This is a genomic window from Sediminibacterium sp. FW305-C-269 (assembly GCF_058231045.1).
This window is the reverse complement of sequence record NZ_JBIQXQ010000003.1, coordinates 805,429-830,916: the sequence shown is the minus strand read 5'-3', so window position 1 is coordinate 830,916 and position 25,488 is coordinate 805,429. Positions and strand designations below refer to the sequence as shown.

Below are 25,488 nucleotides of genomic sequence, written 5' to 3'. Positions count from 1 at the left end.
ACGGATCAGAAGGTTTCAGGTTTGAATCCTGACGCGGTCACAAAGAGCACTGTAAGAATTGTTATAGTGGCTCTTTTATGCTGATATGCTACCGCCTATGTTGGTCGCCGACACAAACAACTAAAAAATGCTATAAAGAGCGACTCTTCTGTGTCATTTGATTCATTCCGGAAGCTCGTTGGCATAGGTCCTATATGTTTACCAGCCGCTCTAATACAATTGGAAGTTTTTTTCTCAATTGCTTTTTCCAGCCCATTTGCATGACCCAACTGATGAGTACCTGTTTCAATCCTTTGTAGCCAGCATGTTCTAATGAAAGAATGGTTCCTCCACCAATTGGTTCCAATGTAAAACTTAGTGCCGTGTCCAACCTAGCAAAAATACCTTTTGATAAATTATCGGCTGTATCGGAATGAATACCTGCACAGGCAACTATTTTTTCACCGGTTGCTTCTCCACGGTAAGTATAGGCAATATGTCTTTGGGGTTCAATAGCTGTTATTTCGCAATAGGTGATCCCGTCCCAACCTTTCTGTGGTTTCATTCGGAAAGTAAAAGAATGACCTGGCTTTGGCTCTATGTCATTCTCCATAAACCAACTACTGAGCAGTGTTGCTTCTGTTAATGCCCTCCACAATTTTTCAGTGGAATAGGGATAAAACGTTTTTATTTTTATTGTTCTTGTCATTGGATGTTTATAGGTTATATGAAATGCAATATCTTACTCTCCCGATATTTTATAGCCAATGTTGATCGCTGATCAATATCCAACAAAATTGCAGAAGCTCTTGCCATACTGTGGGATGATGGGTGGTGAGGCAACCACAAGTGTTCGGAAGGAAATGCTGTTTACTAACATTGCCGCGCCCTTCAGGGCGTGGATAAGGGATTTTCTAAAGAGTTGATTAGGCTTTAGCCCAGAGTTATTTTTTTAAAAAAGGATAATCTAATAGAACCTGGGACTAAAGTTCCGAAAGAAATACAAGAAAAATAATTGATATCCGCCCTCAAGAGCCGGTAAAAGTATACGAAAAGACAGTTCATTGTTCCGAACAATTATGTCAGGTGACCAACAATCACCCAGTATGCCAGGAGCGTCCAGAATGAATCAAATGATACAGAATAATTACACCTTACTAGATTTTTGTTGGATGTTGGTGAGGCGACCAACATCGGCGGGCAGAGGATGCGCAATAAAAAAGCCACCATAACGATCGTTACAGTGGCTCTTTGTGACCGCGTCAGGATTCAAACCTGAAACCTTCTGATCCGTAGTCAGATGCTCTATTCAGTTGAGCTACGCAGCCATTTCCCGTTTGGGGTTGCAAATATAAGACCTAAACAAGAATTGACAAAACCTAACACTTGATTCCTGTTAAATTATTTTATTTCATAGATGCCCGCGGCTGTTTTTTCTGTTAGCTGTTTGGGCAATAGCCATACCAGTGCGGCCCCCACTTTATTTAACCAGCCGGTGATCAGCTCTGTTTTCCTGGCAAACATGGCTTTTACGGCCAGTCGGGCCACGGCTTCGGCGGTCATATTCAGTTTTTCCCCGGCTTTTACGGCTTTTTCACTTAACCGGGCAGTACTGGCAAATTCGGTGGCAGTGCCCCCCGGACTGACCACTGTAACAGAAATAGTAGTTTTTCTTAATTCGTATTGTAAACCCCGGCTAAAACTCAATAGAAAGGACTTGGTGGCGGCATAAACGGACAAACCCGGAACTGCCTGGTAGGCTGCCGAACTGGCTATATTGAGGATATAGGCCCGGGGATGTTTCTTTAATTCCGGTATCAGCAGGCTGCAGAGTTCTACAGGTACCAGCATATTTACCTGCATCATATCACGGTTGGCTTCTACCGGGTGTTGTTCAAATGATCCTCCCAGTCCAAACCCGGCATTGTTCACCAGTATATGCACGGGATAGCCCTGTTCTGTTACCCAGTTGTTAATGCGGGTGGGTGCATCCTGTTTTGCCAGGTCTATGGCCAGCCAGGCTGTTTTTACGCCATAATGTGCCGATAATTCTGCCGCCAGTGCCTGCAATAGCTGTTCGCTTCGGGCCACCAGTAGCAGATCGGTCTTTTTTGCGGCCAATTCTCTGGCAATAGCTCTGCCAATTCCTTTACTGGCGCCTGTGATTAATGCGTAGGACATAGTACAGTTATTTTATTTGCAGCAGGGCTGTTGCCGGTTGGCTGTCATGCTGCAATAATAAAAGCAAAAAGCCAACAATGCGTTGGCTTCTGCAAATTCATATTCAATAGATCAATGATGCACTTTGCCGGTAAAACGATGGTAAAAAGGCGTTTTACTGTTCTCATCCTTGGGTTTGTATTTTCCGGTAACCATGGGTACATACATCACACGGCGACGGCTTTCTTCCCCGAATTTGGGAGATTGTTTTACCCTGTGCCACAGGCGTCCGTCATGTACCGAAAGATCCCCGGAATGCATGTCAAAACCCACTTCACGCGGATCATCATTGTTATCAATAAAATATTTCTTGCCAAACAATAGCTTTAACATGTTCTGCTTGTGGGTTCCTGGGATTACCCTGAGACCGCCATTTTCAAACGGACAATCATCCAGGTGGATACCCACATTCAGCATTGGCATGATTTTTTGTCCCAGGAACAGGTCGCGGGGTGAATCTGTATGCCAGCCCATCTGCGTGAAAGTGCTGTTGGGGGTGTTGATATAGTTATTGATCACCAGGCCATCTTTCTCATTTTCTGCGATGCGTCCTTCATAAGGCGTGAGGAAAGCCATCAGGGTTTTCAGCCTGGGCTCTTCCAGTAAATGATGCAGGGGCTCACTGTACAAAGAACTGAAACAAAGACGCTGGATGGTCTTATTGCCCTGCTCATCCTTGCCAAACTTCAAGGGAATACCATTCACTTTATCGCGTTTCTCTTCCAGCCAGAGTGCTTCCAGCCGTTTCAATTCATTGATATAAACGGCCACTTGTTCCCGGCTGATAAAATTCCTGAAAACAATGACGCCATGCCGGTCAAAGAAGTTCAATTGCTCCGCAGTTACCGTATCTCCCAGCTCAAAATGACTTTCCCATTTTTTCATTCCTGATCCTATTGCGTTGTTGATAACTATAATGTTAAATTAATATTACAAAATTGTTGCCTGAAAATGTACAAAATGACAGCAAATCTACGCATTTTATGAGGAGTTTTTCCCTTGTTAAAGTATAAGAGGTTAATTTACAGCTTTTATGAGACGTAAACGATTCCTGTTCCTGACATATTCCGGGCTGTTTTTGGGCTTTTTATCCCTGTATTTACCTGTTTCTGCGCAAAAAGACAGTGTTAAACAAAAAAGCCTGCTTTTTTTCCCGGTGATCGCACGTTCTATTGAAACGGGTTGGTCTTTCGGCTCCGTGGGCTCACTTACTTTTCGCCCGAATCGGGCGGATACTATTTCCAGAACCTCCAATATGCAGATCTTATTGCTCTACTCCACCAAAAAACAATTGGTTACTGCCATCAATGGCTCACAGTATTTTGATAAGGAAAAGTATATCCTGAACGAGCAGCTTTCTTTCAGCTCTTATCCGGATAAATTCTGGGGACTGGGCAAAAACACCCAGGATGCAGATGAGGAACCTTATAAGTTCAAACAGTATTATGTTTACCTGCACCTGTTGCGTAAAATAGCCCCTCATTTTTTCGGTGGCGTATTGTTCGAAAAACAGAAGGTTTGGGATATCACTTACCAGTCCGGTGGCAAGTTTGACCAGCAGCAGGTAGCGGGCAGGTATGATTATCATGTATCCGGTCTGGGGGGAAGCCTTACCTGGGATAAACGCAACAACGCATTTGCGCCGGACCGGGGTTTTTTCTACCAGTTTTCACTGAATCATTTCAGTAAGTTCTGGGGGGCTGATTATGTGTATACCAATTTCGTGTTCGACCTGCGTAAATATGTGGCGTTGAAAAAAAATGTGCTGGCCTTCCAGTTATTCAGTTTTAATAATACCGGTGATGTACCCATCCGCAGCCTTGCTTCTTTCGGTGGTGCCAACCGTATGCGGGGATATTATGATGGACGGTATAAGGATAAGAACCAGATCGTCTTCCAGGCTGAATACCGGTTCCCGCTGTACAAACGTTTTAGCGCGGTGTTATTTGGCGGAACAGGAACGGTGGGCAGGAATTTTTCTGATTATGCAGTTAACGATTTCAAATACTCCTATGGCGGCGGTCTGCGTTTTGCCGTGAACAAAAAGGAAAAACTCAATATCCGCATCGATTACGGAATTGGCCAGGGTAAGAACAATGGCTTCTACCTGCAGCTGGGCGAAGCTTTCTGAGTGGGTCAATGTTTGGCCAGTCTTTTGCCGATCAGGTAAACAGGCCAGGGCAGTACAAAAGCAGCAGCCACATCAATGGTATAGTGTACATGTTGTATCAGCACCAGTGCGCCTACAATGAAGGATGCTGCCAGCGCGATCCGCTTATCCCTTTTTTGTTTCAGGCAAAGAAAAAACAGGAACTGTGTGGAAGTATGGCCTGAATAAAAAAGGTCTTTGGTAATGAACACGTCGGTACCTCCGTAAAACAAACTCACAATGGGATCTTTCAATGGAATCAGTCCTTCTGGCGGGTTCAGTGGTACCAGGCTGATGCTGATCAGCCTGGAAATGAAAAGGAGCACCATCGAACAGAGTGTGAGCAGGAACAGGGAAGGTGTTTGCAAGAGCCTTGTCCAGAGGAACAGCGTCATGGACCAGATCACCAGGAAAGTCGCCAACGACACATCCACGCCCGGAATCATATCCAGCAGGGGATCCTGTAATTGAATACCCTCTCTCTGTTCTATATAGGCGAAAAAATAAGGGAACACGCACAACAGGCCGATCAGCAGGCTGCTGTATACAATGGTCTTCTTTTTGAAAATGGGGTTCTTCCAGGCTTCACTCCATGCAATAGCAATCGCCTTCCTGGCTGTTCTCTGGTCTCGCATCCGGTAAAAATAAGCAGAACGAATGTAGGTAAAAGGTTTTGTGGGGTGGCCGTTAATAATGCCACCTCACAAAAGCTTCCATAGCAGCGTATTTGGTCATGCCCAGTGCCGCATACAGGTTTGCGGTGTTGGCATTCCTGTCTTCTGCCCGCTGCCAGAATTCACGACTGTCTGATCCCTGGAAGGGAACCATGTCTTTCTGCGACTGGTGAATAAAGATGCCGAAGCGTTTTTTCATGACCTGGTCTGGACTCATCGGTATCGCCATTTCGATCTCGGCGATATCCCATTCCTGCCATGCACCTTTGTATAACCATACCCAGCAATCTTTGACCCATTCTTCACCAGCGGCTTTCAAACGGCGCATGCTTTCGAAGATAATGTCAAGACAAACTTTGTGTGTACCGTGTGGATCGGCCAGGTCGCCGGCGCAATAGATCTGATGCGGTTTCAATTTGTTCAGCAATTCCATGGTCAGGCGTACATCTTCTTCTCCCATCGGGTTTTTGTCGATGGTGCCGGTTTCATAAAAGGGCAGGTTCATAAAATGAGCGCGATCGTCGGTGAGGCCCACATAACGACAGGTGGCTTTTGCCTCGCAACGCCTGATCAGTCCTTTGATGGCGCGGATCTCTGCTGTATCGCTTTGGTTTTTTTCCTTGCTGGCAATATATTTTCTTGCATCTGAAAGGATCTGTTGACTTTTCTTATTATCGATCCCAAACATGTCTTCAAAACCAACGGCAAAATCGATGAAACGGGTAACGAACTCATCGGTAACGGCAATATTGCCGCTGGTCTGGTAAGCCACATGCACTTCATGTCCCTGGTCGTGCAGGCGCATGAAAGTTCCGCCCATGCTGATGATGTCATCATCGGGGTGAGGGGAGAAGATCACACATCTTTTCGGATGCGGTTCACTTCTTTCGGGATGTGCCGGGATTACAGCACCGGGTTTACCGCCGGGCCATCCTGTAATGCTGTCTCGCAGGAGATAATATACCTGCAGGTTGATCTCATACGCATCGCCTTTTTCTACCAGCAGGTCTGATAGACCGTTTTCGAGATAATCGTTGGACGTGAGGCTCAATACGGACTTATCCAGTTTCAATGCCATATGAACCACAGCCCGTTTGATCATTTGGGGTGTCCATATGCAATCTCCCGTTAACCATGGCGATTTTACACGGGTCAGTTCTGATGCTGCAGCTTCATCTATCACGAATGTGCAGTCGCCATGTTGCTGCAGAATGCTGGCTGGTATCTGTTCGGTCACATCGCCTTCCACCGATTTGGCAATGATGGCGGCTTTTTGTCCCCAGCCCATCAGCATAATGCGTTTGGCTTTCAGGATATTGCTGATACCCATGGTAATGGCCAGGCGGGGTACTTTGGAAATATTCTCGAACTCGTAGGTGTTGGCGATCCGGGTGGTGTTCTGCAAGTTCACCAGCCGGGTTCTGGAAAAAATGCTGGAGCCGGGTTCGTTGAAACCGATATGGCCGTTCAGACCAATCCCCAGAATCTGCAGGTCTACACCGCCAACAGCTTCCATTTTCGCTTCATACTCAGTACAATATTTTTTGATCTCCTCTTTGGGCCAGCTTCCGTTAGGGATATGGATATTGGCAGGGTCAATGTCTACATGATTGAACAAATGCCGGTGCATAAAGCTCCAGTAACTCTGGAAAGCATTTTTTTCAATCGGGTAATATTCATCCAGGTTAAAAGTGATGACATTTTTAAAGCTCAGTCCTTCTTCGCGGTGCATACGCACCAGTTCTGCATATAGTTCAATAGGGGTACCGCCGGTGGCCATACCCAGTACACAGGGTTGATTGGCAGCTGCTTTTTCGCGTATCAGCTTTGCGATTTCCTGGGCTACAAAGTCAGAGCCTGAATGCGAATCTTTAAAAATTTTAACCGGGATCTTTTCAAATGAGTCAACCATGATATTGTATTTTGTTGCTTGCTTTTCTTGTTATTTGGAGGTAAATTTCGCTATAAAAACGCAAAAACATGCAGTTTTTTAGGTGATTTCCGCAAAATCCAACACTATTTATTAGCGGGATCCAGGTATTTTTTGTTGTAACTGGCATTCCACAATTCATACCGTTTGGTCTGTTTTTCCATTCTTTTTTCAAAATCCGACCAGTTTCTGGCTTCTTTACGGCTCCAAAGCACTTCACTTAAAGCGCTCATACGTGGGAATACCATGTATTCAACTTTAGCCGGCGTTTTCATGTATTCCGACCATACATTGGCCTGTGCTCCCAGGATGTATTTGGTATCTTCTGCCGCCAGCGCTGCGGGTACGGGTTCATAATTGTATACTTTCTGCACGGTCAGGTAGCCGCCGATCACCAATGAATCTTCCTGTTTGTTCTGTGCATAATCGAAATACACATAACTGTTAGGGGTCATGATTACATTGTGTTTTTGTTTAGCCGCTTCAATACCGCCTTTTTCTCCCCGCCAGCTCATGACGGTGGCATTGGGTGCCAGTCCGCCTTCCAGTATCTCATCCCAACCGATGATCTGACGACCTTTGCTGTTGAGGTATTTTTCAATACGCTGGATAAAATAACTCTGCAGGTCATGCTCGTCCTTCAGACCTTTCTCTTTGATGAGTTGCTGACAGAATGCGGAACGTTTCCAGTTCTCTTTCGGACATTCATCACCTCCGATATGGATATAGGTGGAAGGGAATAAAGCAATCACCTCATCCAGTACGTTCTCCAGGAATTTGAAAGTGTATTCTGTTGGTGCAAATACATCCGGGTAAATTCCCCAGGATTGTTGTACCTGTTTGCCGGTACTGTCGCCATGCCAGCTCACTTTGGCCGGATGTTTGGTGGCTTCATCAGGAAAACAGCTCAGCTGGGGGTAAGCCGCAATGGCTGCAGAAGCATGTCCGGGCATTTCTATCTCGGGGATCACGGTGATGAACCTGTCGCTTGCATATTTCACGATCTCTTTCACCTGCTCCTGGGTATAATAACCGCCATACTTTGTCTGGTCGTTGCCGGTTCCCGGATGGTGGCCAATGATCGTGCCATTGCGGTAAGCTCCTACCTGGGTCAGCCTGGGATATTTTTTAATCTCAATACGCCAGCCCTGGTCTTCTGTCAGGTGCCAGTGAAACGTATTCATCTTATGCAGGGCAATATAGTCGATGAACTTCTTGATAAAATCGATGGGGTAAAAATGTCTGCCCACATCCAGGTGCATACCGCGGTAAGCAAAACGAGGCTGGTCTTCGATCTCCAGTGCCGGAATGGTGAGTTCTTTCTTTTTTTCAACGGGTAACAGTTGCACAAGCGACTGTACCGCATAAAAAGCACCGATAGCACCATCGCCTTTGACCTGTACACCGGTTCTGTTCACCTGGAGGCGGTAGGCACCGGCAATCGCTGATTCCATTTTTTCAAGTCCCAGTACGATGCTGTTTTTGGCTACGGCCGTTTTGGTAACAGCCAGTTTGAAACCATAGAATTTCTGCAGGTAATCGTTGAGGAACATCGCCGCTTTATCCAGTCCCGCACCTTTCAGTACGATCTGGGTAGAAGGGGTGATGTTGAAATTTCCATCCTGCATTTCTATACGGGATGGCTTCGGAATAATGGCTGGCTCCTGAGCGCTTACCATGACAGTTAACAGCAGGGAGAAGCAGAGTAATCTTTTTTTCATATAGGACTTTGTTTATTAGGAAGTTTTCGTAAACATTATTTTATCACTGGCAGAATGATGCTGGAAGCGTTATGGTATACCTTGATACTGGCTTTCTGGAAGTCTGTGTCTTTGGCATGGTAAATATCGGTAAATTTCTGTGGGTTCCTGTCTACCAGCGGGAACCAGCTGCTCTGTACCTGCACCATGATCCTGTGTCCTTTCCGGAACGTATGCGCCACATCCGGTAAAGTGAACTTTACCTGTGTAGGTTTGCCGGGAACAAATGCTTCCGGTTTTTCAAAACTGTTGCGGAATTTTCCGCGCATCACTTCTCCACGAACCAGCATCTGGTAACCGCTCATTTCGTATTTGCTTTTGGCCTCATTGCCGTAGGTAAAATCATCGGGGAATACATCGATCAGTTTTACCACAAAATCGGCATCAGTGGTGGAAAGACTTACCAGCAGGTCTGCCGTGAGCGGTCCTCCCAGGGTAATATCTTCTGATAGGATATCGGTTTTAAAAACAAGTACATCCGGTCTGCGTGCTGCGAAACGCTGGTCGTCTGTCATATACTCGCGGGTCCTTCCCAGGTGTACGTCTTCGGTATAAGGAACCGGTTTGGCCGGATCACTGATGTATTCTGAATAGGTATTGCCTGTGGTTTTGGTGAAACTGAGCGCCCCATTGTTCTGCAGGTACAGGTTTTGGGGCTGACTATTAGCCGGTGGCCAGGCAGGAAACTGTTTCCATTCATTGGCACCGCTGAAAAAGATATTGGCATCTTTGATCTGGTCAACAGATCCTTTCCCTTTCAGGTAATAATTAAAGAAAGGCAGTTCGATGTTTTCCCTGTACCAGGCGCTCGTATTGGATCCGAACTGCACATTTCCCAGGTAGCTGCCATCGTGTGCACCCCATTGGCCATGAAACCAGGGGCCCATTACGATCTGGTTGTTGTTCTTTGTTTTGGCTTCAATGGCTTTGTACAGGTTCCAGGCACCATACACGTCTTCGGCATCGAATAAACCACCCACCACCAATGTGGGAATATTGGGAGAGATATGCTGTACAAAATTGCGGGTATTCCTGGCCTGCCAGAACGCATCATAGGTAGGATGGCTCATCAGGTCTTTCCAGAAAGCAATGCTGTCGCCCATCAGTTTGGTCAGGTTGGGCAAAGCACCTGCCCGCATATAAAATTCATAGTTGTCCTTTACGGGTATCGGATAACCGGAAGGCCCCTTGGTGGTGGGTGCGGGGCGTGGTTTGCCAAAACCGGAATAAAAGTTGAACGCATCCATCATCATGAATGCACCGTTGTGGTGAAAATCATCTCCCAGGAACCACTCTGTCACCGGGGCCTGCGGACTCACTGCTTTCAGGGAAGGGTGGTTGCTCAAGGCCGACATGGTGGCATAAAAACCGGGATAGGATGTGCCGAACACGCCTACCTTGTTGTTATTGTTATCCAGGTTCTTGGTGAGCCAGTCGATGGTATCGTACGCATCGGTGGATTCATCGATATCTGTAGCAGATTTTTTATCGGTCTTGTAGGGACGCACATCCACAAACTGTCCTTCACTCATCCATCTGCCCCTGACATCCTGTATCACATAGTAGTAATTCTCCTTCAGGAAATATTTCCGTGTGCTGTACCATAGGGGAGGCATCTTATCTTCTCCGTAGGGTGCGCAGGAATAAGGTGTTCTTGTAAGGATAATGGGGTGTTTTTCTTCCGTACTCTTGGGCGCATAAACAACGGTGAACAGTTTTACCCCGTCGCGCATGGGAATGTACAGTTCTTTTTTTGTGTAGTTATTCATGATCCATATAGAATCCGCATTCTGTGCAAACAAGGTTAGCGGAAGGATCATCACAAGCAAACCGAAGATCTTTTTCATAAAAAGTGATTAAGGTCTCAAAATAAAAAAAGATTCCCGGTGAGCAGGAATCTTTTTTACAGTTTTCAGCACATGTTATTAATTAACTTTTGTGAGTTTGATGATATTGGTTGGCAGGTGCAGGTCAACCGGTGTACTTCCGGTATTGATCACTACATCGCCTGAATTGATGAAGCCCCTTTCTTTCAGGATATCGATCTGGTCCTGTATGATATCATCGAGACTTTCCTCTTCCGCATAGTAGAATGCCCTTACACCCCAACTAAGGCTCAGCTGGTTCACCAACGATCTTTCTTTGGTGAAAATGTACAGCGGAGATGAGGGACGGTAGCTGCTCAGCATGAAAGCGGTGTATCCGCTCTGCGTCATTCCGATCAGTGCTTTGGCCTCCACATCATCGGAGATCTTACAGGCATTGTAACAGATCGCATCACTGTGGAACGAAGGAGAGTGGGGTTGGGGTTTCAGGTCCTCTTCCCGGTTATAACGGTATTCTTTTCTTTCTACTTCTGCAATGATCTTGCGCATAGTCTGTACAACCAACACAGGGTGTTGACCTGCTGCGGTTTCACCACTCAGCATCACGGCATCGGCACCTTCCAGTACAGCATTGGCCACGTCTGTGATCTCACTGCGGTTGGGTTTTACACGGTCGATCATACTTTCCATCATCTGGGTAGCCACGATAACGGGTTTGGCGCGGTGGATACATTTGCGGATCAGTTCTTTCTGTATCAGCGGGATCTGCTCTACCGGTAATTCAACACCCAGGTCGCCACGGGCTACCATGATACCATCACTTTCCAGGATGATGTCGCGGATATTCACCAAGGCTTCCGGTTTTTCTATCTTGGCAATGATCTTGGTCTTGCTTTTCTTTTCGTCCAGTTTGCTGCGCAGGATGATCAGGTCTTTTACATCTCTCACAAAACTCAATGCCACCCAGTCGCACTGCTGCTCAATAATGAATTCCAGATCAGCCAGGTCTTTTTCTGTCAGGGCCGGCAGCGAGATCTTTGTGTCTGGCAGGTTAATGCCTTTTTTGGAAGAGAGGATACCGCCCAGGGTAACGGTTACTTTTACATCTCCGTTCTTTTCGACACCGGTCACTTTCACTTCCAGTTTACCATCGTCGATCAGGATGATATTACCGAGGGTTACATCACCTGCCAGGTTCGGATAAGATACATAGATCTTTTCCATGGTGCCGATGCATTTTTCGTTGGTGAAAGTGAGTACATCACCCACTTTTACTTCCAGTGCATTGTTCTCGATCTCTCCCACGCGGAGTTTGGGCCCCTGCAGGTCGGCCAGGATGGCAATATTATAAGGTTCCGTATTGTTGATGTTACGGATATGCTCAATGATATTGAGTTTATCTTCGTGACTTCCATGTGAAAAGTTCAGACGGAAAACGTTAACACCGGCTTTCACCAGTTCCAGCAGTTTGTCGTAGGTATCGCAGGCGGGGCCTACGGTGGCTACGATCTTGGTTCGGTGATCCACATGCGCAAGACCCGCATTCTTGTCCATTTCTTTGTGCAGGTACTTCTCAAGGTTTTTAGACATGGTGTTTTTTTATTAGTGATTGCTTGTAATGGTTGTGTTGTACAGTACTTGATTCAAAATCATCAGCTGGCCAGGATCTTAACGATCTTGAACCAGTCATCAGATATCTTTTGTTTGGCTTTTACTGCGTTGTCCAGTGGAGTGTAGTGCAGTTTATTGTTCAGGATACCCACCATCACATTGTGTCTGCCATTGATCAGGCATTCCACTGCGTGGTAACCCATGCGACTGGCGATCAGCCTGTCTAAACAGCTGGGTGCGCCGCCACGCTGTATATGACCGAGTATACAGACACGGGTATCTGCATTGGGTAATCTTTTTTTGATGATGGCTGCGATCTCATTACCGCCGCCGAACTCATCACCTTCAGCCACTACGATCAGGTTCACCAGTTTCCTGCGTTTCTCCTTTTCGGTTAGGGAAGCGATCAGTTCTTCGATATCGGTCTTGGTCTCGGGGATCAGGATATTTTCCGCACCGGTGGCAATACCACTGTGCAGGGCGATATAACCGGCATCACGGCCCATCACTTCTACAATGAAGAGGCGATCATGCGCATCGGCGGTATCGCGGATCTTATCAATAGCATCAACGGCGGTATTCACAGCAGTATCGAAACCAATAGTGAAATCGCTGCCGGCAATATCTTTATCAATGGTACCGGGCAAACCGATACAAGGGATATCGAATTCGTTGCTGAATTTCTGTGCGCCACGGAAACTGCCATCGCCACCAATTACTACGAGTGAATCGATGCCTCTTTTTTTGAGGTTATCGTATGCTTTTTTACGGCCCTCATACTCAAAAAACTCTTTGCATCTTGCTGTTTTCAATATGGTACCGCCACGCTGGATAATATTGGCAACCGAACGTGAATTCATTTCGAAAATATCATCTTCAACCATACCACTGTAGCCCCTCATGATACCATAAATCTCTAATCCATGGTAAATTCCCGTTCTAACTACAGCCCTGATAGCGGCATTCATACCCGGAGCATCGCCACCGGAGGTAAGTACACCAATCTTAGTTACTTGTTTAGCAGACATTGTGATTTTGCAATTCTTCTTTAAAGCGGTGAAACATTAACGGCAATCATTCGTAAATGTGTGTGTATCAAATACACGGAGTTCCAAAAATACGCATTTGGCAATAAATCACAAGTGCCTGATCGCTGTAAACCAGACAAACGCCTTTTCAGGAAACCATATTTTGTGAACAATTCTGCGTGTTATTTTATAGTTAACGCGCAGATTCTTTGCTGTAAAGGCTTTCCGGAGACTGTTTTTTCTCCTGAAAAACAGGATGACCTGAATAAAAAGTAAATATATTTTTTATTTACAACTAACGTGCGTTAGTAACAATCGTTGCCGGAACGTTTTAGTGGTGGGCTTTTACAGGAAGAAAGATTTCAGCCATCATACAGCGGGCACTACCACCTCCATTGGCTTCAATGGTGCCGATATCTGCATGAAGAATAGGGTTATGTTGCTCAATGGCTTGAACCTGCTCTTTAGACAGACTTACATAAGCTTGTGTAGACATGACCAAATAAATAACGCCCTCCCGGTTATGCACCTGCAGCATGTTCCCTGCAAACTGGTTCATTTGTTCTTTACTGATGGCGATCACTTCTTTGTGGTGTTGCCGGAACGAATCCAGTAACTCCTGCCTGTCGTCTTTATCCGGGATAGCATCCAGGCAGATGATGACATAACTGTCTGCCATACACATCATCACATTGGTATGGTAAATGGGAACCCCAGCCTGATCAACTGCCACAAAACTGAGTGGTTGATAACCGGTTTTTTTACAGAAAGCGGCTAATACATTTTCATCAGTCCTGGGCGAAATACAGGCATACACGATCTTATGTTCCCGGTCTAACACCATACTGCCTGTTCCTTCCAGGTATAAATGCTCTTTTTCAAAATGGGTAAGATCGATCGTTTTACCGATCGTGAACCTTTCCTGCAGCCTGTCAAGCACCTGCTGCTTTCTTTCCTGTCTTCGGTTCTCTGCAAACATCGGGTAAAGCACCAGTGTGCCATCCTCATGCATAGAGATCCAGTTATTGGGGAATACGGAATCCGGTGTGTGTGGTTCCGGACTATCTTCCACAACGGTCACGTCTATGCCATGCTGCCGGAGCAGTGCCACAAAATGGGTGAACTCTGCCAGGGCTTTCTCCTGTTTGTTGGCATCGCCAGACCTGGCCTGGAAACGGTTGTTTACAGCGGTTTCGCTGTTAAAATCAAAATTCACCGGCTGGATCATCAGTATATGTGATGTATGCTGCATGTTGTCGGGTTTCTGAAATTCAAGATACGGTTCACTTATCATGATTCAATGGCTCGCGCCACAAAGGCATACTCATGCAATGAAAACCTCCCCTGGCCCGGGATAATTCTGCCGATGGCATCAGTATCAGCGTATCGCTGATGGTATCCGTCTGCATAGTGCCAGCTTCCAGTTGCTGCAACAGGTCACTCGCATGTATCACCCGGAAACCGGCATTCCTGAATGCTTCCGTGGTCTTGTCGTTCCGGTCGTATCCCAGTACCACACCTTCTTTCAGCGCCAGCAGGTTGCAGGAATCTGTCCATTGTTCCCTGGCACTGTACGGAAACTCATTGTTGCCTGAATAGATGAAACGTATTTCGCCGCTGCAGTGCAGGTCCTTCCTGCTGATGTCTGCCAGCAGGTCTTCCAGGCTGTCGAATGAAACGGGATTATCCGGATGTTTTTTGTGGAACTGCAGTATCTTAATCTTCTCTTCTTTTTTCACTTCGAGTATGCGCTCAACAGTATCTTCATCCTCGTGTTTCATGGCTTTGCGCGAGAAATTACCTAACATCACCCAGACATCCCTTTTTACCTGCGTGAATACGGTATCGATATGCATATAGTCTCGCTTCTTGGGTATTTTGATGATGGTGACTTTCTCCATCAGCCCTTTGGCAAACAGGGTATTGGTGATTTTTACGGCGGCTTCCGAGGAGGTACGTTCACTGATGCCTACCAGCAGATGCTGATCGCTTATTACCATAATGTCTCCGCCTTCCAGTGTGATCTTTCTTTCATCATCATCCTTGGGTACGAGAAAACTATGATTCGAATCGGCCAGCTCAATGATATTGTCACGGTACCTGCTGAACATGGGGTGATGGAAGAAAATGTATTTGGCCAGCAGGGTCTCGCGGGTACGTGCTTTTTTAGCGGGTTTGTTGAGCAGCACATGATCTTTGATGGTGATGCCGATATCACGTGTAAAAATGAAATTGGGTATCGGGGCAAACAGCAATTGTTTGTTGCGCGATGTTCCTGAAATGAATGTTTTGGCCAGTTCGGCAGGTGTATATCCGAGTAAGTCGTTCTGCACCCGGTAAGTACAACCCTCGATGGCACAGACCGACGCCACCAGTTTGTTAAGGATGTCTTTATCGCCCAGTACCTGTGCCAGCAGCCATTCCAGCTCTACCACATTCTCTGATGCAAAAAAATCAGGATGTTCGGGTTTATAAAAATTCCGGTTGGCTTCAGGGGAATCTATTTTGCCCAGATGCCCTTTTATTTTTCCCGGATCAAGAAAATACAGCAGCAGTTTGGTGTAATAATCGTATTCATTCCGGCGGATGGTGTCCAGATGTACAATGTCTTCGAACAGCCAGTCCTGCGCTTTGGAAGGTACTACTTTGCCCAGGCCGCTGTCCGGACTGTGTACCAATAAACGTCGTAAGGTTCCTATTTCGGAGTTTACAGATAATATCTTATCCATACAAAAGAATTAAGCTGGGATCAATGAAAAAAACGGGTTGACAATAGGGGGGATCGGTCGTTGTCAATGATCCGGCATAGCATTCAGTCCGCGGTACATCCAGGCAAAATGGGCAGTCAGGAGTGATATGGTGCTACAGTGGTTCATAGGTTGTAATAGCAAGTTACAACTTTCCCTGCAAAGGATTATGGCCTTGCAGGCTGCCATTGGCAGAGAGGATCCGGAATCGTACGAACATGTCTTCGCTGTACCAGTTCTCTTTTCTCGTTTTACGGACCACTTCGGCATGTTGCTGCATCTGGTAGGCGAACTGTTTCATCTTTTCCCGGTTCTCCCATATGCTGAAAGTGGCTTGTTTGATCCAGGGAACTTCCCCAATACCCAGGGAAGTGATAAAACCATCGGCTGTGGTCATTTGCCCGGCTACGCCGTCAACATGTTTCCAGAAACGGCCCAGTTTGCTGGGTCGTATGGTGGCCCTTGTCAAGATACCGATCAGGCCTTCATGACCGGTCTGTTTGGGTAGGTCGCCAAAGCAGTTTTTGCCGTCCCAGGTCCCATGTCCTTCCATGGGTTCCAGCAGTAGTTCCCATTTTTCGCAGCCGAAGAATTGCCACCAGGAAGAAAGAAAGCCGGGAACGGATAAGTGATCACTGACACCAGGTTCCTCGCGCCAGACCTGTAAGACCGCCCACTGCCGCCAGTCAGGGGTTTTATCGAATGTACCATTGCGACCGCAACCCATCAGTTTCCAGAAGCTGATATGGGGTGAAAACCAGAGCAGTAAACGAAAGAGAGCCATTGACAGGAACCCGGCCCAGCCCAGCCATTTTGGGTATCTAACTACGATGAGTTGACAGATCATATCTTAAAATAAAGCTTTATTGGGGATTCCTGAGTTTCTGGTTAATTTGCCTGTATGAACCTGCTGATCACCAACATCCGTCAACTGGTAAATGTTCGCGAAAATTCGACATTGTTGCGGGGTGCCGAACTGGCCTGCCTGCCGGTGATGGAAGATGCCTGGTTGCTGATCAGGGATGGCCGGATCCAGGAATACGGCAAGATGACAACCCTTGCCAACCGTGAATTCCAGGAGGGAGAAGACCTGTACGATGCCCGGGGAGCCACCATTCTGCCTGCCTGGTGCGATAGTCATACGCATATCGTATTTGCTGCCAGCAGGGAAGAGGAGTTCGTTGATAAGATCAGGGGACTTTCCTATGCCGAGATCGCTGCCAAGGGTGGCGGTATCCTGAATTCTGCCCGGAAATTGAACGATACGCCGGAAGACATACTCTTTGACCAGGCATGGGAGCGTTTACAATCGCTCATGCGTTTGGGAACCGGCGCCATTGAGATCAAGAGTGGTTATGGACTTTCCGTGGCCGGCGAATTAAAAATGCTCCGTGTCATCAAACGCCTGAAGGAGAAAGCGCCGATACCGGTGAAAGCCAGTTTCCTGGGGGCGCATACTTTTCCGCTTGCTTACCGGGAAGATCATGAAGGATATATTCGTTTGATCATTGATGAAATGATACCCACTATTGCGGCGGAGGGATTGGCGGATTATATTGATGTTTTCTGCGAACAGGGTTTTTTCAGCCCGGAGGAAACAGAAAGTATCTGCCGTGCCGGTATGGCCATTGGCCTGAAACCCAAGATACACGCCAACCAGTTGCATGTTTCGGGTGGTACGGAAATGGGGGTGAAGCTTGGTGCCGTATCGGTCGATCACCTGGAGACCATGGATGAACATGCCATGAATACGCTGGCCGCATCAAACACGATCGGCACTTTGCTGCCCACTGCCGCTTTTTTCCTGCGCATGCCGTTTCAGCCTGCCCGGACTTTGATCGAGAAAGGTTGCGCCATTGCGCTCGCTTCCGATTATAATCCGGGATCAAGTCCCAGCGGGAACATGAACCTGGTGCTTTCCATGAGTTGTATCCAGATGAAACTGTTGCCGGAAGAAGCCATCAATGCCGCCACCATCAATGGGGCTTATGCCATGGAACTCGGGGAGGAACTGGGCAGCATCACTCCCGGCAAACGGGCCAACCTGATCATTACCCATCCCATTCCTTCTCTGGCTTACCTCCCGTACGCCTTCGGCTCGAACCTGATCGATAAAGTGTTGATCAACGGGTCGTTTATTTAAGTATATTTAGGATAACAGTCGGCATCCTATTTACTTTATCCGGGAAAACATTGCCATATGAGTTATTTCAGGTTCTACAATAAACAGGATATTCTCTCGATTACGCGTATCCGACGTTTTGAGACCAAACTGGGAGAGCGTCTGCAGATACTGGCCGATCCTAACCAACTGGAAGTTTCCTTACAGCAATCCGACGCATCGTTCGTTTTACTCGGCATTCCGGAAGATATTGGTGTGAAAGCCAATATGGGCATCGGGGGAACGGATTCGGCCTGGCTGGCTTTCCTGACCGCTTTCGCGAATATCCAAAGCAATGATTTCCTGGAAGGAAGTAATATACTGTTGCTGGGCCATTTCGATTTTTCGGATATGGAACGTTTGATCGAACAGAACGCACATGACGATGATGAGCGACTGGCCGCTTACCGGCATGCGGTGAATGCGATAGACGATGAAGTGGAGCAACTGGTGCATATCATCACCCAGAACAAGAAGATCCCGATCGTGATCGGTGGCGGACATAATAATTCCTATCCCTGCATCAAAGGCGCAGCCAAAGGATTTTATAAAGCGGGTGTACTGCCTATTGCGCAGATCAATGCCATTAACCTGGATGCCCACGCCGATTTCAGACCCATGGAAGGACGCCACAGCGGCAACGGCTTCAGTTATGCCGAAGCCGACGGGTACCTGGAAAAATATTTTATCCTGTGTTTACACGAAAATTACCTGCCGCAGAATGTGTGGATGGATGTAGTGAACAACCCTTTTGTGGACTGTATTACCTATGAAGACATTTTCATTCACGAAAAAAGTACTTTTTTGCAGGCGATAGGGCACGCCACCAATTTTACCAACGACACTTTATGCGGACTAGAGCTTGACCTGGATTGCATTGAACACGCGCTGAGCAGTGCTACCAGTCCCGCCGGTATTTCGCTGAACCATGCCAGACAGTTTCTGAATTTTGCAGCGGCCGACAGTAAAGTGGCTTACCTGCATATCTGCGAAGGAGCGGTTCAGTTGTCTGATGGAAGGGCCAATCCGGCAACAGGCAAAATGATCAGTTACCTGGTCAGTGATTTTGTCAAAGCCATGTCCATCGCCTAAATCTGCGATTCCAGTTCAAGCACTTTTTCAAAAGACATTTCGTATTCTTTTTCCAGTCTTTCGCGTTCTTTTTTTGCTTTTGTATAGTCAGCTTCGATCTGAACGAACTTGCTTTTATCGGCATAGTTATCGGGATTGCCCAAAGCCTGTTCAGTGCGGTTTTCTTCTTCTTTGGCTTTGGTCAGCTGTGTTTCTAGGTTGGTTAAACGTCGCTGTTCCTTTTGCAGTTCTTTCTGCAGTTCGCGGTTGATGGGAGCAGGGGCTGCCTGTTTTTCAGGAACCACGGGTTTGGCAACCGGTGCCGGCTCGGGTTTACTGTCTGTGGTGCCCTGTTTCTGTTTTTCTGCATTGATCCTGGCCATACGTTCATTCCAATCAACCCATTCCTGGTAGGTTCCCTTGAATTCCTTGATCTGGTGGTCTACAATCTCCCAGATCTTATTGGCGGTCTTGGAAATGAAATAACGGTCGTGGCTCACCAGGATATAACTGCCTTCATATTTATTCAATGCCTCGGCCAGCAATTCTACCGAATGCATGTCCAGGTGGTTGGTAGGTTCATCCAGCAGCAGGAAATTGGCCTTGCTCACAATGGTCTTGGCCAATGCCACCCGGGCTTTTTCGCCGCCACTCAGCACTCTGATCTTTTTGTCAACATCATCGCCACTGAACAGGAAAGCACCCAGCAGGGCACGCAGTTCCACATCCGTTTTTTTGCTGCCGCATTGCTGCAGCTCTTCCAGCAGGTTATTGTTGAGCGTCAGGGCTTCCAGCTGGTGCTGTGCATAGAAGCTCTCTTCCACGTTATGGCCCCAAACGCGTTCGCCATCGAATTTTTCTGTGCCTGCGATCATGCGCAGTACGGTGGATTTTCCTTTTCCATTAGCACCGATCAACGCGATCTTATCGCCTCTTTCGATCTCTGCACTGGTGTGATCAACAATATTCAGTTTGCCAAAATGTTTACTCACATCTTTCAGGTGTACCAATATCTTTCCGGGAACTTTGTCCAGCTGGAAATTGATGCGCAGGTCGGGACGTTCCAGTTTCACATCTTCAATTTTTTCGATCTTATCAAGCCGTTTCTGCACGCTTTGTGCCTGTGCAGCTTTGCTGGCTTTGGCTTTGAAACGCTCTATGAATCGTTCCTGCTGGCGGATATAGTCCTGCTGGTTCTCGTAGGCCTTCTGCTGCATATCTATTCGGATCATCTTTTCCTGCTCATAAAACTCATAATCTCCAGAATAAATATGTAACTGTTGCTGGTACAGCTCCACGATCTTGTTCACCATCCTGTTCAGGAAAAATTTATCGTGACTCACGATCACCACACTGCCTTTGTAGTGCAGCAGGTATTTCTCCAGCCATTCGATGGATGGGAGGTCAAGGTGGTTGGTAGGTTCGTCCATCAGCAGCACATCCGGCTGCTGCAGGATCATTTTTGCCAGCAGCACACGCATGCGCCAGCCACCACTGAACTCTTTGTAGGGTCGTACCAGGTCCTCATTGCTGAAGCCCAGGCCATGTAATACTTCTTCGGCCTTGTGGTGAATATTGTATCCGTCCAGCACATCCAGTTCGTGCAGGGCATCTGTATAGCGGATCAGCAGTTCTTCGTTCTCGGAATCCTTTTCCAGTGCATGTCCCAACTGTTCGATCTCTTTCTCCAGTTCACGTACGCGTTCAAAAGCACTGAGGGCCACTTCGGTGATGTTGTCGTTGGTATCAAAACTCAGCAGGTCCTGGTGCAGGTAACCGATCGTGGTATCCTTACTTTTTTCCACGCTTCCTTTGGAAGGGGTGTATTCGCCCACAAGCACTTTCAGCAAAGTGGATTTGCCGGTACCGTTATAACCAATGAGACCAATACGGTCGCCGGGCTGTATATGCCAGGTGGCATCTTCTACAATTACCCTTGCACCAAATTCAAACGTAACATTCTGGAATCCTATCAACATCTATTAACATGTATTTAAGGCCGCAAAGGTAAATGCAAACAGCTCCCAATTCCATTTGCTTTATTTTTGTTATCTAAATTTTTTCCTATGAGGAAGTATTTGCTGTATGGTATCGCCGTTTTGCTTGCTTCCTGCCAGAACAGCGACCAGAAAACCACCCAACCGGAGGCTGCACATCAGCAACCAATAGCTTTGTCGCAAAGCGCTAATTCCGAAGCCTTTAACCTGTCTTTCGGGGAGGTGATGACCCAATATTATACGCTTACGGACCATTTTATAGCGGAAAATGATACGGGTATCACCGCTGCATCCCAACGCCTGGTACAGGCAACGGATAGCCTGAAGCTCGATGAACTGAAGGCAGATACCAATATTGTGGCTACTGCCCGCAGTTATGCGATAGGCATTTCCTCCGAACTGAAAGGTTTACTGGGCGAAACGGAACTGGACCCCAAACGGAAATCCTTCCAGTTGGTGAGTGACCAGTTGTATGACCTGATCCGTACCGTTCATTACGACCGGCAAATCATTTACCAGTTTTACTGTGCGGATGCGTTCAGCGACCAGGGAGGGACCTGGTTAACCCATAACAAGCAGGTGCGTAACCCTTATTTGCCCAAAAAAAAGCCGGACTGTGGTGAATTAAGGGATTCCCTGGATTTCAGACATTGATATTAACCGGAAGCCAACTTTCGACTTGTTGTATTGTTGGTTATAGAAGATTATGCAGAAATTACTGATTTGGGTATTGGCCTGTTTTACCCTAACAAAACTTGAGGCCCAGGATAAGTTCACGTTTAACGGTTATATTAAGGATTCCCTTACCGGCGAGACACTGATTGGTGCCAATCTCAGCTGTAAACCGGAAAACAAGACGGTGGTCAGCAACCAGTATGGCTTTTATTCCATCACCCTCAAAAAAGGTGTTTATACCCTTACCTGTTCTTTTGTGGGTTATCAGACCCGTGAATTTGACCTGAACCTGAACAGCAATCTGCAACAGAATATTTTACTGCTACCCAATTCCAACCAGATCAGTAATGTGACCGTATATGGCAGGAAACGGGACAATAATGTCAAAACCGCCCAAATGGGCAAGTTTGAGCTGAGTGTGAATACCGCCAGAACCTTACCTGCTTTTTTAGGGGAAGTAGATATCCTGAAAACACTGCAACTGTTGCCGGGTGTGCGCAATGCAGGAGAGGGTAACGCGGGTTTTTATGTACGCGGCGGGGGACCAGACCAGAACCTGATCTTACTGGATGATGCGGTGGTATACAATACGGGTCACCTGTTCGGTTTCTTTTCCGTGTTCAATTCCGATGCCATTAAAAACGTCACCCTGATCAAGGGCGGTATGCCCGCACAGTACGGGGGGCGGATCTCCTCCGTAGTGGATGTTGCGATGAAAGAGGGGAACCAGCATACCACACAGGTGGATGCGGGTATCGGGCTCATAGCATCGCGCTTTTCCATACAGGGGCCTATCAAAAAGAACAAAGCATCATATATGATCTCCGCACGCAGGACCTATATCGATGCGCTGGCCAAACCCATGATCAGCAAGACCAGTGAATATTATGGCTCCGGTTATTATTTCTACGACCTGAACGCCAAAATGAATTACCAGTTCTCTGAAAAGGACAAGCTGTTTCTGAGCGGTTATTTCGGTAAGGATAAGTTTAATTTCAATAATAGCAAGCGGTCTTTCAGTACCACCATACCCTGGGGTAATGCCACGGCAACACTTCGCTGGAACCATATTTTCAACAAACAATTGTTTGCCAATACCACGCTCGTGTACAACGATTACCGATTTTCGCTGGACGGCAGACAGAACGACCTGAACCTGCGACTCTCATCGGGCATCCGTGACCTGACAGCCAAAACGGATGTGGATTTTTACCCGGTTCCGGAACACAAGATCCGGTTCGGCCTGCAGTATACCTATCATACCTTCTTGCCCAATATCCTCAGTGGTAACCAGGATAGCGTGGTGTTTGCACCCAATAACTCCACCCGCAAATTCGCCAATGAAGTGGCAGTGTATGTGCAGGACGACTGGGAGATCAATCCCAGACTCAAACTGAACCTGGGCCTCCGGTACAGCCTGTTCCAACAGGTGGGACGGTTTACCTGGTACCAGCGGGATGCCTATGGTAATAAGACCGACAGCACGGTATACGGCCCCGGGCAGAATGTGAAGACCTATGGCGGTTTCGAACCCCGTGCTACCTTACGTTTCAGTATCAACGAGAACGAGTCTGTAAAAATAGCGGCCACACGTAACCTCCAATACATACACCTGGTAACCAATGCGGGCTCCACTTTGCCCACTGATCTCTGGGTGCCCAGCACCTTACGCGTAAAACCCCAGATCAGCTGGCAGTATGCTTTGGGATATTTTAAAAATTTCGGTAATGGTATGTTCGAAACTTCTGTGGAAGCGTATTACAAGAACATGGAAAACCAGATCGAATACCGGGAAGGATATACCCCGTCTCTCAAAGACCCTGAAGAAGAATTTGTGTTTGGCAGGGGCTGGAGTTATGGAGCTGAATTTTTTGTGAACAAGCTGAAGGGCAGGTGGACAGGTTGGATCGGCTATACGCTTAGCTGGACCTGGCGCAGGTTCCCCGACCTGAACGACGGATTGAAATACCCGAGTCGTTATGACCGCCGGCATGATCTGTCCATTGTCAGCAGTTATGAACTGAACAGGAAATGGAAACTATCGTCGGTATTCACCTATGGTACCGGTAATGCCACTTCCTTACCCGAACGTTTCTATTTTGTGGGAGGGGTGCTTACCCAGGAATACAGCCGCATCAACGCTTACCGGATGAAAGCCTACCATCGGCTAGATGTATCGGCTACCTATACGCCGCAACCCAAAAAACAACGGAAGTTCAGCAGTAACTGGGTGTTCAGTATCTACAATCTCTACAGCCGCATGAATCCGTATTTTATTTATTATGACCAGGAGGGTACCGCTGCTGCCGGAACATTGAAAGTGGTGGCCAAACAGGTGTCATTGTTCCCGATACTGCCTTCAGTGACCTGGAACATACGTTTGTAAAACCGTTACTGTTTATTCTTTGGGAACATAGTTAATCACCACTTTGGCATTGCGCTGTTCATCGGAAGCCAGGAATACTTCGTAGCGTTCTTTACCTGCCGTGATTACCATCATAGCAGAATTAGGTGGGATTTCGCCCAGGTTCTCGGCAACCATCACCAGCTCATGCCGGTTATCGGTCTTGCTGCATTTGATCTTCAGCGTAAGAGGCCTGATATCCAGTTTGGCATTGCTGATCACCAGCGCATTGTTGTGGTACAAGGAAATGGTATCGTTGTCAATAGTGCCGTTATCGAAGATATTGATCTGAATATTTTCTTCAGATGTGTTTATGGTTCTGACAAGTCTGTTCTCTCTTTCAATCAATACTCTCGGAATGGGGACTTTGTGTCGCTGTTCTTCCTGACTGGGTGTGGAAACCGCTTCTGCAGGTTTAGATTTCACCAGTTGCTCGGGTACCCGGTCGGCTGGCTTAGTAGGGGCTGCGGGGGGTATATTGGCGGGACTGCTGTTCTGCTGTGATTGCTTTTTAGCGATGGGTGCAGGTGTTTTGACAATAGGTTTCTTTACGGGTGCCGGAACAGGCGGTGTTTTAGGTTGCGGAACTTTTGCTGTTGTATTGTTTTTTACGGCAGGACCCGGTTTGCCTGTAACAGGTTTTTTTTCGGTGTTTTGTGGAGTACCCGTTTTTTTATCGGTCAGTTTCGATAAGGTCTGGGTACTTTTTTCCGGTTTTGTTTTTAGCAGAAAATCTTCCTTTTTAAAATCAGAAGTAGGCACTCTTTCCAGGTACACTTTACCACTGCCGCAATCACCCTTGTCCTTCACATTGGTGGAAATGAAGGTACCTTCCAGTACTTCCAGTTTACCGATCTTCGTGTAATCGAGGTAACAGGTCATCAGACAGGGCTCACTTTTGTCGCCGATTTTCAGGTCCACCAGCCGGATCTCTTTCATGATCAGGCTTTTGGAAGTAGGGGTATATATGCCGTTCAATTCTGCTTTTCCGTAAAAAATGGTGCTCTTGTAGGAGTAGGTTACCCCTTTTACACTGTTATTGGACTGCTGGTCCAGTTGGATCTCGTACTTATAGGTCTCTTCTTTGAATCCCTCCCGGTACATGCCGGTTGATGAGCTGAAATAACCCCGCCAGATACCCGTTAACTGCTGGGCATTGGATGAAAAAACGATCAGTAAAAGAAAGAAAAGGGTCAAATTCAATCGCATAGGGCAAATCTACGCGCACAATATAGTAAGCCTTACTAAAGAAGCGT

19 protein-coding genes and 1 tRNA gene are annotated in these 25,488 nt (G+C 47.0%); 5 read left to right on the top strand and 15 right to left on the bottom strand.

Annotated features, from left to right (window positions below):
- Positions 1–190: 190 nt before the first annotated feature.
- From ACH3Y6_RS13615 to ACH3Y6_RS13600, 4 genes are all read right to left on the bottom strand, one after another.
- Positions 191–688 (bottom strand): SRPBCC family protein, encoded by a 498-nt coding sequence (locus ACH3Y6_RS13615; protein WP_490836164.1) that lies wholly within the window; start codon positions 686–688, stop codon positions 191–193.
- Between the two features lie 545 nt (positions 689–1,233).
- A tRNA-Arg gene (locus tag ACH3Y6_RS13610) sits at positions 1,234–1,307 on the bottom strand.
- Between the two features lie 73 nt (positions 1,308–1,380).
- A complete protein-coding gene (locus ACH3Y6_RS13605) occupies positions 1,381–2,160 on the bottom strand; it encodes an SDR family NAD(P)-dependent oxidoreductase (protein WP_490836163.1) in 780 nt (259 codons plus the stop codon).
- A 111-nt stretch (positions 2,161–2,271) separates the two neighbouring features.
- Complete coding sequence (locus ACH3Y6_RS13600) at positions 2,272–3,084, bottom strand: phytanoyl-CoA dioxygenase family protein (protein WP_490836162.1); 813 nt, start codon at positions 3,082–3,084, stop codon at positions 2,272–2,274.
- 148 nt (positions 3,085–3,232) lie between these two features.
- On the opposite strand from ACH3Y6_RS13600, the gene ACH3Y6_RS13595 reads away from it, so the two are divergent.
- On the top strand, positions 3,233–4,330 hold the full coding sequence (locus ACH3Y6_RS13595) for a BamA/TamA family outer membrane protein (protein WP_490836161.1): 1,098 nt from the start codon (positions 3,233–3,235) through the stop codon (positions 4,328–4,330).
- 5 nt (positions 4,331–4,335) lie between these two features.
- Here the strand turns inward: ACH3Y6_RS13595 and ACH3Y6_RS13590 are convergent, their stop codons facing one another.
- The 9 genes from ACH3Y6_RS13590 to ACH3Y6_RS13550 all read right to left on the bottom strand — a co-directional run bounded on the left by ACH3Y6_RS13590 (position 4,336) and on the right by ACH3Y6_RS13550 (position 16,771).
- On the bottom strand, positions 4,336–4,983 hold the full coding sequence (locus ACH3Y6_RS13590; RefSeq protein WP_490836160.1) for a phosphatase PAP2-related protein: 648 nt from the start codon (positions 4,981–4,983) through the stop codon (positions 4,336–4,338).
- A 52-nt stretch (positions 4,984–5,035) separates the two neighbouring features.
- Positions 5,036–6,937, bottom strand: coding sequence for a glucosamine-6-phosphate deaminase (gene nagB / locus ACH3Y6_RS13585; RefSeq protein WP_490836180.1), 1,902 nt, complete (start codon positions 6,935–6,937; stop codon positions 5,036–5,038).
- A gap of 101 nt (positions 6,938–7,038) precedes the next feature.
- Complete coding sequence (locus ACH3Y6_RS13580) at positions 7,039–8,673, bottom strand: beta-N-acetylhexosaminidase (RefSeq protein WP_490836159.1); 1,635 nt, start codon at positions 8,671–8,673, stop codon at positions 7,039–7,041.
- A gap of 35 nt (positions 8,674–8,708) precedes the next feature.
- Positions 8,709–10,559, bottom strand: a complete 1,851-nt coding sequence (locus tag ACH3Y6_RS13575; protein ID WP_490836158.1) for a CocE/NonD family hydrolase — start codon at positions 10,557–10,559, stop codon at positions 8,709–8,711.
- A gap of 78 nt (positions 10,560–10,637) precedes the next feature.
- On the bottom strand, positions 10,638–12,128 hold the full coding sequence (pyk, locus tag ACH3Y6_RS13570; protein WP_490836157.1) for a pyruvate kinase: 1,491 nt from the start codon (positions 12,126–12,128) through the stop codon (positions 10,638–10,640).
- A 62-nt stretch (positions 12,129–12,190) separates the two neighbouring features.
- Positions 12,191–13,177: a 6-phosphofructokinase gene (gene pfkA / locus ACH3Y6_RS13565; RefSeq protein ID WP_490836156.1), complete on the bottom strand. Its 987-nt coding sequence runs from the start codon at positions 13,175–13,177 to the stop codon at positions 12,191–12,193.
- A gap of 331 nt (positions 13,178–13,508) precedes the next feature.
- Positions 13,509–14,429, bottom strand: coding sequence for a citrulline utilization hydrolase CtlX (gene ctlX, locus ACH3Y6_RS13560; RefSeq protein ID WP_490836155.1), 921 nt, complete (start codon positions 14,427–14,429; stop codon positions 13,509–13,511).
- A 31-nt stretch (positions 14,430–14,460) separates the two neighbouring features.
- Positions 14,461–15,906, bottom strand: a complete 1,446-nt coding sequence (locus ACH3Y6_RS13555) for an arginine deiminase family protein (protein WP_490836154.1) — start codon at positions 15,904–15,906, stop codon at positions 14,461–14,463.
- Positions 15,907–16,069: 163 nt separating this feature from the next.
- Positions 16,070–16,771, bottom strand: a complete 702-nt coding sequence (locus ACH3Y6_RS13550) for a spheroidene monooxygenase (RefSeq protein WP_490836153.1) — start codon at positions 16,769–16,771, stop codon at positions 16,070–16,072.
- A 54-nt stretch (positions 16,772–16,825) separates the two neighbouring features.
- Here ACH3Y6_RS13550 and hutI point away from each other — a divergent pair, with 54 nt between their 5' ends.
- Both hutI and ACH3Y6_RS13540 read left to right on the top strand, forming a co-directional pair.
- Complete coding sequence (gene hutI / locus ACH3Y6_RS13545) at positions 16,826–18,067, top strand: imidazolonepropionase (RefSeq protein ID WP_490836152.1); 1,242 nt, start codon at positions 16,826–16,828, stop codon at positions 18,065–18,067.
- A 57-nt stretch (positions 18,068–18,124) separates the two neighbouring features.
- A complete protein-coding gene (locus ACH3Y6_RS13540) occupies positions 18,125–19,177 on the top strand; it encodes a formimidoylglutamase (RefSeq protein ID WP_490836151.1) in 1,053 nt (350 codons plus the stop codon).
- Here the strand turns inward: ACH3Y6_RS13540 and ACH3Y6_RS13535 are convergent.
- The gene (locus ACH3Y6_RS13535; RefSeq protein WP_490836150.1) at positions 19,174–21,135 is read right to left on the bottom strand and encodes an ABC-F family ATP-binding cassette domain-containing protein; all 1,962 of its coding nucleotides are present in this window, start codon (positions 21,133–21,135) and stop codon (positions 19,174–19,176) included. The genes ACH3Y6_RS13540 and ACH3Y6_RS13535 overlap by 4 nt on opposite strands.
- A gap of 87 nt (positions 21,136–21,222) precedes the next feature.
- On the opposite strand from ACH3Y6_RS13535, the gene ACH3Y6_RS13530 reads away from it, so the two are divergent.
- Both ACH3Y6_RS13530 and ACH3Y6_RS13525 read left to right on the top strand, forming a co-directional pair.
- A complete protein-coding gene (locus ACH3Y6_RS13530) occupies positions 21,223–21,807 on the top strand; it encodes a DUF3347 domain-containing protein (protein WP_490836149.1) in 585 nt (194 codons plus the stop codon).
- A 52-nt stretch (positions 21,808–21,859) separates the two neighbouring features.
- Positions 21,860–24,214 carry a TonB-dependent receptor gene (locus ACH3Y6_RS13525; protein ID WP_490836148.1) on the top strand — a complete coding sequence of 785 codons (2,355 nt, stop codon included), beginning with the start codon at positions 21,860–21,862 and terminating at the stop codon, positions 24,212–24,214.
- A gap of 12 nt (positions 24,215–24,226) precedes the next feature.
- Here ACH3Y6_RS13525 and ACH3Y6_RS13520 read toward each other — a convergent pair whose 3' ends face one another.
- Positions 24,227–25,441 carry a hypothetical protein gene (locus tag ACH3Y6_RS13520; RefSeq protein ID WP_490836147.1) on the bottom strand — a complete coding sequence of 405 codons (1,215 nt, stop codon included), beginning with the start codon at positions 25,439–25,441 and terminating at the stop codon, positions 24,227–24,229.
- Positions 25,442–25,488 lie beyond the last annotated feature (47 nt).

Excerpts from the sequence above, each read along its gene's own strand:
- ACH3Y6_RS13615 (WP_490836164.1), bottom strand. The coding sequence starts at position 688 with ATGACAAGAACAATAAAAATAAAAACGTTTTATCCCTATTCCACTGAA.
- ACH3Y6_RS13605 (WP_490836163.1), bottom strand. The coding sequence starts at position 2,160 with ATGTCCTACGCATTAATCACAGGCGCCAGTAAAGGAATTGGCAGAGCT.
- ACH3Y6_RS13600 (WP_490836162.1), bottom strand. The coding sequence starts at position 3,084 with ATGAAAAAATGGGAAAGTCATTTTGAGCTGGGAGATACGGTAACTGCG.
- ACH3Y6_RS13595 (WP_490836161.1), top strand. The coding sequence starts at position 3,233 with ATGAGACGTAAACGATTCCTGTTCCTGACATATTCCGGGCTGTTTTTG.
- ACH3Y6_RS13590 (WP_490836160.1), bottom strand. The coding sequence starts at position 4,983 with ATGCGAGACCAGAGAACAGCCAGGAAGGCGATTGCTATTGCATGGAGT.
- ACH3Y6_RS13580 (WP_490836159.1), bottom strand. The coding sequence starts at position 8,673 with ATGAAAAAAAGATTACTCTGCTTCTCCCTGCTGTTAACTGTCATGGTA.
- ACH3Y6_RS13575 (WP_490836158.1), bottom strand. The coding sequence starts at position 10,559 with ATGAAAAAGATCTTCGGTTTGCTTGTGATGATCCTTCCGCTAACCTTG.
- pyk (WP_490836157.1), bottom strand. The coding sequence starts at position 12,128 with ATGTCTAAAAACCTTGAGAAGTACCTGCACAAAGAAATGGACAAGAAT.
- pfkA (WP_490836156.1), bottom strand. The coding sequence starts at position 13,177 with ATGTCTGCTAAACAAGTAACTAAGATTGGTGTACTTACCTCCGGTGGC.
- ctlX (WP_490836155.1), bottom strand. The coding sequence starts at position 14,429 with ATGCAGCATACATCACATATACTGATGATCCAGCCGGTGAATTTTGAT.
- ACH3Y6_RS13555 (WP_490836154.1), bottom strand. The coding sequence starts at position 15,906 with ATGGATAAGATATTATCTGTAAACTCCGAAATAGGAACCTTACGACGT.
- ACH3Y6_RS13550 (WP_490836153.1), bottom strand. The coding sequence starts at position 16,771 with ATGATCTGTCAACTCATCGTAGTTAGATACCCAAAATGGCTGGGCTGG.
- hutI (WP_490836152.1), top strand. The coding sequence starts at position 16,826 with ATGAACCTGCTGATCACCAACATCCGTCAACTGGTAAATGTTCGCGAA.
- ACH3Y6_RS13540 (WP_490836151.1), top strand. The coding sequence starts at position 18,125 with ATGAGTTATTTCAGGTTCTACAATAAACAGGATATTCTCTCGATTACG.
- ACH3Y6_RS13535 (WP_490836150.1), bottom strand. The coding sequence starts at position 21,135 with ATGTTGATAGGATTCCAGAATGTTACGTTTGAATTTGGTGCAAGGGTA.
- ACH3Y6_RS13530 (WP_490836149.1), top strand. The coding sequence starts at position 21,223 with ATGAGGAAGTATTTGCTGTATGGTATCGCCGTTTTGCTTGCTTCCTGC.
- ACH3Y6_RS13525 (WP_490836148.1), top strand. The coding sequence starts at position 21,860 with ATGCAGAAATTACTGATTTGGGTATTGGCCTGTTTTACCCTAACAAAA.
- ACH3Y6_RS13520 (WP_490836147.1), bottom strand. The coding sequence starts at position 25,441 with ATGCGATTGAATTTGACCCTTTTCTTTCTTTTACTGATCGTTTTTTCA.